This window comes from Sphingobacterium sp. 40-24, assembly GCF_001899705.1.
GTDB classification, from domain to species: domain Bacteria; phylum Bacteroidota; class Bacteroidia; order Sphingobacteriales; family Sphingobacteriaceae; genus Sphingobacterium; species Sphingobacterium multivorum.
This window is the reverse complement of sequence record NZ_MKWH01000037.1, coordinates 223,085-234,065: the sequence shown is the minus strand read 5'-3', so window position 1 is coordinate 234,065 and position 10,981 is coordinate 223,085. Positions and strand designations below refer to the sequence as shown.

The following is a 10,981-nucleotide window of genomic DNA, read 5'->3' as shown; positions in this document are numbered from 1 at the left end:
AGGTGGGAGAGTAGGTCGGTGCCTTTTTTTACACGGAAGCCCTTGCTGGAAACAGTCAAGGGCTTCTTGCGTTTAGGTACTTTCCTTGTGAAGTATCTCGCCTGTTCTAGAACTCCCATATCTAGGTTTTTTGTATATTGCTGTAAATATTACTTACTGGCCGTATGAGAATTTGTTTGATCATCGTCTGTCTTCTCTTGTTGAATGTGAGATCAGGTATTTGCCAAGATAGACAGGATTACATTTTTGTTTCTTATCAAAACTACCTTCCAACCCCGAAGATAGGTATTATCGATTTTTATAGGCAGTTAAATGAAAAATGGAAACGTGATATGGATATGCTTAATGATGAGGCTCATGTTGGATTCGAGGTTTATAAGGATAGCACTATCAGAGTTGTTTCTAGCAATTTTGGTCATGTAGATAAGACTGAAGAAATGAATCAAAAATTTTCGTCCATATCAAAGTGGATACCGGCAAATAAAGATGGTAGATCACCAATATAGCGCGTGAATATATCATTCATCTTGGGGAAAGGTCCTCTATTGGGGAATTGGGGACATATACGCGGAGTAAGGATACAATGGTTGTCATCGATCCAGGTCATATCCAATTTATTGGCGGCAAATGGTTGAATGCACTGTATTATCAAACACTTGATTATTTTTATACAAATGGCAGGCTAAAAAGAATTGAAATATTGGTTTCAAGAAATAGGAATAGGTTTTATGGCTATTTGTCATTTAAAGAATTTGAACAATTTTTCGTATTCTATTACGGTTTACCTACTTATTATGATAATTCTCCCAGTTTAGCTGTTAAAAGCAGTTATTTTGATTTGGAGAATGCAGTTAAGGATAGTTTGTATAAATTATCTTGGGAAGATTTTCGTGATGGCCGTATCAGTTTAACATTTGATCCTGAGAAAGTAATGGTCACATATGATTTTTATTGAGTAACTTTGCAGCGCAATGGGTACATTATTGGACAACGGAATTAAACCGTATAATCATTACGGGGCTTATTTAAAGCAAAAGTATAACGGACAGAAAGTGTTTAAAGTGATTGTGGATGGTAATTTTACCTGCCCCAATCGTGATGGTAGTAAGGGCTATGGTGGTTGTACGTACTGTAATGTAGATTCTTTTACACCGGATACTGCCCGGAAAATTCCTTCTATACGCGAGCAGGTGGAATCGGGTATTGAAAGAGCACGTAATAGCTATGGCGCTGAGAAGTTTATTATTTATTTCCAGCCAAATACAAATACATATGCGCCGACTCATCTACTGAAGATGATGTATGATGAGGCTTTAAGTATTGATCCTGAAAATACTTTGGGTCTTTCTGTGGGTACACGTCCTGATTGTTTGGATTTTGAAAAGATTGCATTGTTGGAGTCTTACACAGATCGTTACGATGTAGATTTGGAGATGGGTATGGAATCTATCTACAATGATACATTGGAGCAGATCAATAGAGGCTGTTCTCACGACGAATTTGTTCAGGCCATGAATATGCTGAAAGATACTCCGTTGGAGCTTTGTGTGCATACCATCTTTGGCTTCCCGTGGGAATCTGAAGAAATGATGTTGAAATATGCAGATGAAATCAACCGCTTTCCACAAATTAAATTTGTGAAGTTGCATCACTTACATATTGTAGAGGGATCTATTATGGGCGTTAAGTTCAAACGTGAGCCTTTTGAACTTTTCTCGATAGAAGGTTATACGGAATTCTTAGCAAAGTTTATTCCTCGATTGCGTCCTGATCTGATCATTCAACGTATTTTCGGGATTGCAGATAAAGAATTGTTAATTGCTCCGAATTGGGGCTTACCGAAATCAGGTATTCAAACATACATCGATAAGGGATTGGAAGCACGTCAGGTCGTGCAGGGGAGTCTTTTTTAGCCGTTCCTAATATTTTATACTCTTTTGATAGATCATTGTATGCTATCGCGTTTAATGAATATATTCAGCGCTATAAAAACAGCAAAGGCTTCTCTAATGAAGCCTTTGCTGTTTACCTACAAAAAAAGGGTACGATTACCATCTTTATTTAGCCCTCAACAATTGTTTTTAGATCGGCTGGAGAGTAATTGATGGATTTTAACGTTTTATTGTCAGCTGTTCTGAATACCAGAAATTTGCCATCAACTTCTTTATAATAGGATTCTACACCTTTTAATTTATAGTGCTCCTGTGTAGCGATGGCTTCTGCTTCGTCTTTACATGCTTTGCTCATATTGGAACGTTGAACTTCATCAAAAAGAGCAGAGAATTTATCTTTTAAACCAAATTCTAATACCGCTCCAGCAAGTACATATTGAATGTCACATAGCGCATCTGCAATCTCGACCAAATCTTTATCCCGGATGGCCTCTTCTAATTCTTTTAATTCCTCAGCGATCAACGATACCCGTAAGGCACATCTTTGTTCAGATGGAATAGTAGGCGTGTCTAGGATTGGATGTTGGAATGTTTTATGGAATTCCGCAACGGATGAAAGTGTTTTCGGATCAGTCATATTCTTTGTTTTATTATTTGAAAGAGCAAATATAAAAAATAAAGGACGGTTAACTGAATGACCGTCCTTTATTTTTATTTATCTGCTTAAGCGATTAAATCAGGTGCTTTAACTGCACGATTTCACGCTCTTCTAAATATCTCCAGCGGCCACGTGGAAGGTCTTTTTTCGTTAAGTTTGCATAAACCACACGATCCAATTTAACGACTTCATATCCTAATGACTCAAAAATACGACGTACGATACGATTTTTCCCCGAGTGGATTTGGATACCGACTTCACGTTTCGATCCGCCTTGAACATAGCTCAAGTCATCTGGTTTAATTACACCGTCCTCTAATTCGATACCAAAGCTGATTTTGTTAAAATCGCCTTGTGTAAGGCTTTTGTTTAACTCGACATTATAGATTTTGCTGATGCTGTTGCGCGGGTGTGAAAGTTTTTCAGCAAGACTACCATCATTTGTCATCAAAAGTAGTCCTGTTGTGTTTCTGTCAAGACGACCAACAGGATAGATTCTTTCTTTTGTCGCTTTAGAAACAAGTTCCATTACGGTATGACGCTCCTGCGGATCATCTGTAGTCGTGATATAATCTTTTGGTTTGTTCAACAAAACATAAACATTTTTTTCACGTTTTAGACGTTCGTTGTTGTAACGGATTTCATCTGTTGCAGGATCCACCTTGGTACCCAATTCCGTAACAGGTTCTCCATTTACCCAAATAACACCAGCAGTGATAAGCTCATCCGCTTTACGTCTTGAACAGATACCAGCATTGGCGATGTAACGATTTAAACGAACTAAGCCGTCATCTTCTGCATCCTCTGCTTTTTTCTTTGGACGTTTAATATATTGTTTATCACCAAAGTTTTTGTTGTCGTCAAAATTTCTACTTTTATCGCCATCAAACTTTCTGTTAGAAGGTCTTGAAGAGTCATTTCTGTCTGAACGTTTGAAACTGTCTCTTTTGTCAAAAGAACGCTCTGATCTATCGAATGATCTTGGGCTGTCATTTCTGTCTGAACGTTTGAAGTTATCTTTTTTATCGAAAGAACGCTCTGAACGGTCAAAAGATCTTGGAGCGTCATTTCTGTCTGAACGTTTGAAACTGTCTCTTTTGTCAAAAGAACGCTCTGATCTATCGAATGATCTTGGGCTGTCATTTCTGTCTGAACGTTTGAAACTATCTCTTTTATCAAAAGAACGCTCTGAACGGTCAAAAGATCTTGAGGAATCATTTCTATCTGTACGTTTGAAACTATCTCTTTTATCAAAAGAACGTTCTGAACGGTCAAAAGATCTTGAAGAGTCATTTCTATCGGAACGTTTGAAGTTATCTTTTTTGTCAAAAGAACGTTCTGATCTATCAAATTTATTGAAGGAATCTTTTTTGTCAAAAGATCTTGAAGAATCATTTTTATCAAATGAGCGGCCTCCTCTACCAAAGGATTTTTCTGAATTATCTTTTGAACGGAAGGAATTGTTATCTCCTCGGAAGGAAGGTTTGTCTGAGAATTTTTTAGATCCGAATGATCTGTTCTCACGATTATCATCTTTTCTGAAAGAGCCTCTTTCAGATTGGTCATTCGACCCATATGATTTTTTTCCGAAACTATTGTTCTTATCGCCTCTAGATTTGAAACTATCTGAGTTGCCTCGTGACTTTCTGGAGTTGTCATCACGACTGTTCCTTTTATTGCTGAATGGCATTGTGTTTTGCTAAAATGTGAACGACAAAGTTAGGTATAATTTTGGGTTTTGCGAAAAAATCCTTATCTTTTTGTCTTTTCTTGAATTTGCTGCGTTTTTACGCTAACAAAGCCGCTTTAAGTTGTCTAGAATGTAACTATTTGTTTTTTAAATAAATAGTGTTTACCTTTGTACCCTTGAATTTGAACCAAGCTATTTTTTGATCGATTGCAGTCGTGGATAGGGTAGCATTAAGGGAGTGAATGATAAGAAAGAGAGTTTTATGTAGTAGTTTGATTTTGTTTGCTTTATTGCTGTCAAAGTTATACTCAACCCCACACAACAATGCTTCAAACGGCGATAAGATCGTTGAACCGAAGCTCGTAGTAGTTCCCGTTCATCATGGGGATGAAGAAGAAAAAAAAGAAAAAAGCAATTCCTTTGAATCGTATATGAATTCATTGACATTTGCCGAAGATTCATTACCGATGGATCGTCCGCTTGTGGAAAGTAAATTGCGTAAATTTTTCAGTCGATTCTCGTTTAAAAAAACAGGATCGTACGATATGCACAAAAAGGCAGAGACCTACTTGCCTATGATTGCAAAGATCCTTAAATCACATGGTATTCCGGAAGATTTCAAGTACATTCCATTGGTGGAAAGTGGCCTTAGTAAAGCTGTTGTTTCATCGAAGGGAGCTGGTGGCTATTGGCAATTTATGCCGGCAACAGCCCGTTTGTATGGATTAAAAGTCAATGGTACGGTAGACGACCGAAAGGATCTTGTTAAATCTACGCATGCTGCAGCGAGATACCTCAAATACCTCTATGGCCAATTTGGTAACTGGACCTTGGTTGCTGCGGCGTATAATGTTGGTGATGGCAGTTTAAGAGGTTCTATAAGAAGACAAAAAAAGGACGACTATTTTGCCTTGAAATTGAATAATGAAACGGGTTCGTATGTGTACAAACTTGTTTCTATGAAGGAAATTATCGAACATCCACAGAAGCATGGCTATTCACGTTATGCCAATAAAGAAAGTGAGACGTTGGATAAGGAACCGAACATGCTGTAAAATAGTGTACTTCACAATAAAAAGGGCTTTCCACTGCATAGTGGAAAGCCCTTTTTATTGTACTATCTTTGATCAGACCTGTAGTATTGTTCTATTTTTACCTCAGATCGACGATGTCGAAGCCTTTATAATCATTTTTGTTGAATACGAATAGACTACCGGAAAGCGCCTTATTACCTTCCTGAGAAGTTAATGTATACGTATAGCGATTACCACTTTTATCAAATACGGTGGTATCATAGATCAGACTGCTTGCTTTGTTAATGCGCAGCTTGATCTTTGAATAGTTTTTTTTGCTATCAAGAGGACTTAATTCAACAACACTTAGTGTAAGCCCTTTTACCTTTTCTGTATTGGTCAAGGTATATTTAAAACCGGTGGTATAAAAGCTGAATATATTTGTTGGATTGATCTCGTTGGTCGAATTGCTTGCTTCTGAGATTTCAACTTCTTTTTCCGCTTTCATGATATTCCACTGTGTCTTGGAATCCGATATCAATACTTGATTTTTGGTATTGACCTGGTACTTGTTGTTACTCTTGTCCAGGTATATTGTTCCGGCATCAGTATGCGAGCCGCCATTAGCTTGTTTAATATCTAATGAGAAATTGGCCTGTATTGTTTTGTATGCATTGTACTTTTGGCTTACTTTCGTCAGTAGCGCCTTGGCAGCAGCGTCATTTTGTGCATAACTGTTTTGGCTGTATGCCATGATTAGCAGACCTACAATAAACCATACTTGTTTTTTCATCTTAGTTGTCCTTTCTTAACGTCTCCAAAAATTGTTCTAATGAATACTCATCTGGATAAAGCACTTCGCGGGCCTTACTTCCTTCAAATGGACCTACAATTCCTGCAGCTTCCAATTGATCGATGATTCGTCCTGCTCTGTTATAACCCAATTTTAATTTACGTTGGATTAATGACGTAGAGCCTTGCTGATGCATGACAATCAATCGGGCAGCTTCTTCGAACAACTGATCGCGGTCTTTGGGATCAAAATCTACACTACCAGAACCATCTCCGTTTTCGTCTACGTACTCCGGAAGCATAAATGCCGAAGGATAGCCTCGTTGCGCACCGATGTAATCGGAAATTTGTTCAACCTCAGGCGTATCCACAAAAGCACATTGAATACGTATCAAATCACTTCCAGTCGCTAGAAGCATGTCACCCCGACCGATCAACTGATCTGCACCGCCTGTATCTAGAATGGTCCGTGAATCGACTTTCGACAACACACGGAATGCCAGACGTGCAGGGAAGTTGGCCTTGATTGTACCGGTAATGATATTGACAGAAGGACGCTGGGTTGCAATAACCAGGTGAATTCCTACCGCACGGGCCAATTGTGCCAATCGTGCAATCGGTGTTTCGACCTCTTTTCCTGCTGTCATCATCAAGTCGGCAAACTCATCAACAATAAGAACGATATATGGTAAGAATCGATGACCCTCCTCAGGGTTTAATCTGCGATTGATAAATTTTGCATTATATTCCTTTAAATTCCGTACCTGCGCATTTTTTAACAAATCATAACGTTGATCCATTTCTATACAGAGGGAATTTAAGGTGTTGATTACTTTCTTCGTATCGGTGATAATCGCATCTCCGTCGTCAGGCAATTTTGCAAGGAAGTGGCGCTCTACTTTTTTGAATAGAGAAAGTTCCACTTTCTTAGGGTCAACAAGGACAAATTTTAGTTCGGCTGGATGTTTTTTATACAGTAGAGAGGTCAGAATCGCGTTAATACCTACTGATTTACCTTGCCCGGTAGCCCCCGCAACCAGAAGGTGAGGCATTTTAGCTAAATCGGCAATATACACTTCATTTGAAATTGTCTTACCTAAAGCGATCGGGAGATCCATATCTGTTTTCTGAAACTTCTCCGTAGCAAGGACCGATCGCATGGACACCATTTCCGGACTGGAGTTTGGTACCTCAATACCAATAGTTCCTTTTCCGGGCATCGGTGCAATGATCCGGATACCTAAGGCCGCAAGACTTAAGGCAATGTCATCTTCCAGATTTTTGATTTTTGAAATCCGTACACCTGGTTTTGGTATAATTTCATACAAAGTCACCGTTGGTCCTATCGTTGCCTTGATGCTTTCGATCTCGATGCTATAGTTTCTCAGTGTATCAACAATCCTATTTTTGTTCGCTTCGAGTTCCTGTTGATTGATGGTAATTTTACCACCACCATAGTCCTTCAATAAATCCAATGCCGGATGTTGGTAGCCAGAAAGATCCAATTTTGGGTCATACTGTCCGAATTGGGCCACAAGATCACTGGCGGTAATTTCTTTTTCCTCTTTGATATCTTCGACCACCAGACCGGGTACTGCATCGGGTTCAATAATAGCTTCTGGCTCTCGTTGGGGTTCTGCTTCGATTTTCGGCGCTTGATATTCCTGGATTAACGGTAAGTCTTCGGCTTCAAATTCTTCATTTGGCTGATCAATTGTAAAACTGATTGAAGGTGTATTCTCTGTTCTTTCAAGCGGACTATCGTCGAAGGTGAGCACCACTTTGTCCTTCGGATCAATTTGTACTTCGGGTACAGGGTGATGCGTAAAGGCAGGACGCTGAAGTTCTTCCTGTACCTCTTTGTCCCGAGCAGATTGAAATCGCTCATTGATTGACGTTGACCGTTGGAAAGATTCTCGCACCGACTGGATGGAATCATCTTCAATATGAATTTTGTTTCTAAGATTTTGTGGAGCGTATTCATCCTCATCCTCTTCGTCCGTATCTTCAGAGAATGACTTGGATTTCCTGTTACTGAATAGGACAAATTTAAAATCGAGGTTGTAAAGTAAGATCAATGTCGTCAGGTAGGCAAAAGCCAATATACAGCCAACGCCGACAATGCCAACTTGTGCTTCCAGTAATTTATTGGTCCAAAAGCCAAATTTACCCTCGAGCATATGCGGTGTATCGGCCATAAATCCATGCAGGAAGCCTAAAGTTACCGAGATAAAAACGATAGCAACAAAAGAATAGACTACAGTACGGTACAAAGGAAGTAATGATTTCTTGAACAACAAGCGATATCCTAAAATGAATAATACGGGGATAAAAAGAAAAGATGCGACGCCAAACCATTCGTACATGAATTGGTTGGCTAGCAATGCGCCAAATTTCCCTAGTTTATTATCGACAACGGGTAGATCAACAGCTTCATCATGAATTTCTTCTGCGGATCGGAATAATGTCGACCATCCACCATTGGTTTTTGCAATATAACTTTGATCGTCTTCCCAAGTGAATAAGTAGGAGACGAAAGCTGTAGCAAATGCCAATGAAAGTAAGATCAATAAAATCCCTAATATCTTGACAGCCTTTTGCTGTGCATCAGAATAATCTCTTGGTACACTGTTTTTTTGACTTTTTTCTTTTTTAAATGTTGTCGATTCCTTTTGAGGGGCACGTTTGCCGGAAACTGAATTCCCTGTCTGCCTAAATGTATTTCCTTTATTTGACATTGAAAAGCTCACAATTATACTGCTTACAAACTTAGTTATTTTGATAGTATTTTAAAGATGCTGATCGCCTATTATTTTAAGTTTGTCGTTTTTTATGAATGAATAAATTTAGATGTAGCTAAAAAGCTTGATAGGTATAATGGCTAGCAAATACTATGCCCTGCAAGTGGGGTGGGCTAAAGAATATGGGATATGGCTAAAGATTGTTTCTGTTTTTGCCTATTCTTTAGAGTTGCTCTAAAATATGTAGTTTTACGAATAAAATAAGAGATAGCATGAACAAGTTTGAAATACGAAAAGCGACATTAGCTGATAAAGGACGGATTTGGGAAATTATACAACAAGCAATTGCCCTCAGGAAAGAACAAGGTAGCCGACAATGGCAAGATGGTTATCCGAATGAAGATGTGGTTCAGTCAGATATTGATAAGGGCTACGGGCATGTCGTTGAAGTGGAGCGTAGGATTGTAGGTTATGTTGCTATTATTTTTGATGTCGAACCTGCATATAATGATATTGACGGAAAATGGTTAAGTGATGGTTCTTATGTCGGTATACACCGACTGGCCTCGGCGCAGGATCCGCATATGAAAGGTGTGGGGACGGCTATTATGTCCGGGGTGGAAGAGATAGCCATCGATCATGGCGTTTATAGTATTAAGGTGGATACTAATTTTGACAATGGGGGTATGCTGCATGTGTTCGAAAAGTTAGGGTACCGCTATTGCGGGGAAGTACATTTTAGGGGAGCGTCACGCAAAGCATTTGAAAAACTATTAAAATAACCGAACCGATTTCTTCTGCGGAGGAAGAATAACATTGGATTTCATAAAAAAGTCCCTTTTACTTTGTTCAAAAGGGACTTTTTTATGTTTATGGATTATTAAATCAGGATACTGCTGATCATTAATCTGCAATAATCAAGTAGTAATTCTTTTTACCGCGTTGTGCAACAATATATTTATTGTTTACAAGGTGATTGTCCGTAATCGAATCTTCAATATCGGTTGCTTTTTCTCGGTTGATAGAAACGCCGCCGCCCTGAAGCATTTTGCGGGCTTCACCTTTTGACGGAAATACCTGTGTCTGAACAGCTAGTAAATCAAGAATATTGATGCCTGCTGCGAGATCTGCTTTAGCGACCTGAAACTGCGGAATGCCTTCAAATACCTCTAAAACTGCGTCGTGATCTAAGTTGTTTAAGAATTCTAAAGAGCCATTTCCAAAAAGAAATTCAGAAGTTTTGATCGCAGTTTCGTACGCTTCTTCGGAGTGGGTACGAATGGTGATATCTTTTGCCAGTGCTTTTTGAACTAAACGTAAGTGTGGCGCTGCATCATGTTCTGCAATAATGGACTCAATTTCTTCCTGAGGTTTGAGTGTAAAAATTTTGATCCAGTTTTTAGCATCATCATCTGACGTATTCAACCAAAATTGGTAGTACTTATACGGAGAAGTTTTTTTTGGATCTAACCATATGGCACCAGATTCGGTCTTTCCAAATTTCTGGCCGTCGGCTTTTTTGATTAATTGCGTCGTGATGGCATAGGCTGTTCCCTGATCTTGGCGACGGATCATTTCGCTTCCTGTTACGATGTTACCCCATTGGTCCGACCCGCCCATTTGAACTTTACAGTTGTGGTGCTTCCAAAGATAGTAGAAGTCATATCCTTGAATCAATTGATAGGTAAACTCTGTAAATGAGAGACCATTGTCGCCTTCCAGACGTTTTTTTACAGAATCTTTTGACATCATATAGTTAACGGTAATCATTTTACCGATATCACGAATAAAATCCAAAAATTTAAAATCTTTAAACCAGTCGTAATTATTAACCATTTGGGCGTCATTTTCCCCTTCTCCAAATTCAAGAAATTTGCCTAACTGCTTTTTCAGACAAGCGACATTATGCTGTAAGGTAGCTTCGTCCAACAAGTTACGCTCTGCAGATTTGAAAGAAGGGTCTCCGATCATGCCTGTTGCTCCTCCAACCAGGGCAACTGGTTTGTGGCCTGCATTTTGGAAATGGATCAACGTCATGATTTGCGTCAAGTGTCCTACGTGTAGAGAGTCGCCTGTGGGATCAAAGCCGATATAACCAGCGACTTTTTCTTTATTCAGTAAGTCTTCAGTGCCTGGCATAATATCTTGCAACATGCCTCTCCAACGTAATTCTTCTACAAAGCTCATTGTTAAAT

10 protein-coding genes are annotated in these 10,981 nt (G+C 39.1%); 5 read left to right on the top strand and 5 right to left on the bottom strand.

Annotated features, from left to right (window positions below; genetic code table 11):
- The first annotated feature begins 206 nt into the window (after positions 1-206).
- The 3 genes from BGP15_RS15800 (at position 207) to mnmL (ending at position 1,913) form a co-directional block, all read left to right on the top strand.
- Positions 207-506: a hypothetical protein gene (locus BGP15_RS15800; protein ID WP_286770039.1), complete on the top strand. Its 300-nt coding sequence runs from the start codon at positions 207-209 to the stop codon at positions 504-506.
- A gap of 77 nt (positions 507-583) precedes the next feature.
- On the top strand, positions 584-955 hold the full coding sequence (locus BGP15_RS15795) for a hypothetical protein (RefSeq protein WP_286770038.1): 372 nt from the start codon (positions 584-586) through the stop codon (positions 953-955).
- A gap of 16 nt (positions 956-971) precedes the next feature.
- Positions 972-1,913, top strand: a complete 942-nt coding sequence (gene mnmL, locus BGP15_RS15790) for a tRNA modification radical SAM protein MnmL/YtqA (protein WP_070570068.1) — start codon at positions 972-974, stop codon at positions 1,911-1,913.
- Between the two features lie 148 nt (positions 1,914-2,061).
- On the opposite strand, the gene BGP15_RS15785 is transcribed toward mnmL, so the two are convergent.
- The gene (locus tag BGP15_RS15785; RefSeq protein ID WP_070570070.1) at positions 2,062-2,529 is read right to left on the bottom strand and encodes a pyrophosphohydrolase domain-containing protein; all 468 of its coding nucleotides are present in this window, start codon (positions 2,527-2,529) and stop codon (positions 2,062-2,064) included.
- Between the two features lie 94 nt (positions 2,530-2,623).
- On the bottom strand, positions 2,624-4,240 hold the full coding sequence (locus BGP15_RS15780; RefSeq protein WP_159333404.1) for a pseudouridine synthase: 1,617 nt from the start codon (positions 4,238-4,240) through the stop codon (positions 2,624-2,626).
- Positions 4,241-4,482: 242 nt separating this feature from the next.
- On the opposite strand from BGP15_RS15780, the gene BGP15_RS15775 reads away from it, so the two are divergent.
- On the top strand, positions 4,483-5,295 hold the full coding sequence (locus BGP15_RS15775) for a lytic transglycosylase domain-containing protein (RefSeq protein ID WP_070563224.1): 813 nt from the start codon (positions 4,483-4,485) through the stop codon (positions 5,293-5,295).
- A gap of 97 nt (positions 5,296-5,392) precedes the next feature.
- Here BGP15_RS15775 and lolA1 read toward each other — a convergent pair whose 3' ends face one another.
- On the bottom strand, positions 5,393-6,046 hold the full coding sequence (gene lolA1, locus BGP15_RS15770; protein ID WP_070563221.1) for an outer membrane lipoprotein periplasmic chaperone LolA1: 654 nt from the start codon (positions 6,044-6,046) through the stop codon (positions 5,393-5,395).
- 1 nt (position 6,047) lies between these two features.
- The gene (locus BGP15_RS15765) at positions 6,048-8,783 is read right to left on the bottom strand and encodes an FtsK/SpoIIIE family DNA translocase (RefSeq protein ID WP_070563219.1); all 2,736 of its coding nucleotides are present in this window, start codon (positions 8,781-8,783) and stop codon (positions 6,048-6,050) included.
- A 275-nt stretch (positions 8,784-9,058) separates the two neighbouring features.
- Here BGP15_RS15765 and BGP15_RS15760 point away from each other — a divergent pair, with 275 nt between their 5' ends.
- The gene (locus BGP15_RS15760; protein ID WP_070563216.1) at positions 9,059-9,568 is read left to right on the top strand and encodes a GNAT family N-acetyltransferase; all 510 of its coding nucleotides are present in this window, start codon (positions 9,059-9,061) and stop codon (positions 9,566-9,568) included.
- A gap of 121 nt (positions 9,569-9,689) precedes the next feature.
- Here BGP15_RS15760 and tyrS read toward each other — a convergent pair whose 3' ends face one another.
- Positions 9,690-10,973, bottom strand: coding sequence for a tyrosine--tRNA ligase (tyrS, locus tag BGP15_RS15755; protein ID WP_070563213.1), 1,284 nt, complete (start codon positions 10,971-10,973; stop codon positions 9,690-9,692).
- Between the last annotated feature and the right edge of the window lie 8 nt (positions 10,974-10,981).

What these genes read in the sequence shown, in the direction of transcription:
- BGP15_RS15795 (WP_286770038.1), top strand. Translation starts at nt 584, where the DNA reads ATGGTTGTCATCGATCCAGGTCATATCCAATTTATTGGCGGCAAATGG.
- mnmL (WP_070570068.1), top strand. Translation starts at nt 972, where the DNA reads ATGGGTACATTATTGGACAACGGAATTAAACCGTATAATCATTACGGG.
- BGP15_RS15785 (WP_070570070.1), bottom strand. Translation starts at nt 2,529, where the DNA reads ATGACTGATCCGAAAACACTTTCATCCGTTGCGGAATTCCATAAAACA.
- BGP15_RS15780 (WP_159333404.1), bottom strand. Translation starts at nt 4,240, where the DNA reads ATGCCATTCAGCAATAAAAGGAACAGTCGTGATGACAACTCCAGAAAG.
- BGP15_RS15775 (WP_070563224.1), top strand. Translation starts at nt 4,483, where the DNA reads ATGATAAGAAAGAGAGTTTTATGTAGTAGTTTGATTTTGTTTGCTTTA.
- lolA1 (WP_070563221.1), bottom strand. Translation starts at nt 6,046, where the DNA reads ATGAAAAAACAAGTATGGTTTATTGTAGGTCTGCTAATCATGGCATAC.
- BGP15_RS15765 (WP_070563219.1), bottom strand. Translation starts at nt 8,783, where the DNA reads ATGTCAAATAAAGGAAATACATTTAGGCAGACAGGGAATTCAGTTTCC.
- BGP15_RS15760 (WP_070563216.1), top strand. Translation starts at nt 9,059, where the DNA reads ATGAACAAGTTTGAAATACGAAAAGCGACATTAGCTGATAAAGGACGG.
- tyrS (WP_070563213.1), bottom strand. Translation starts at nt 10,973, where the DNA reads ATGAGCTTTGTAGAAGAATTACGTTGGAGAGGCATGTTGCAAGATATT.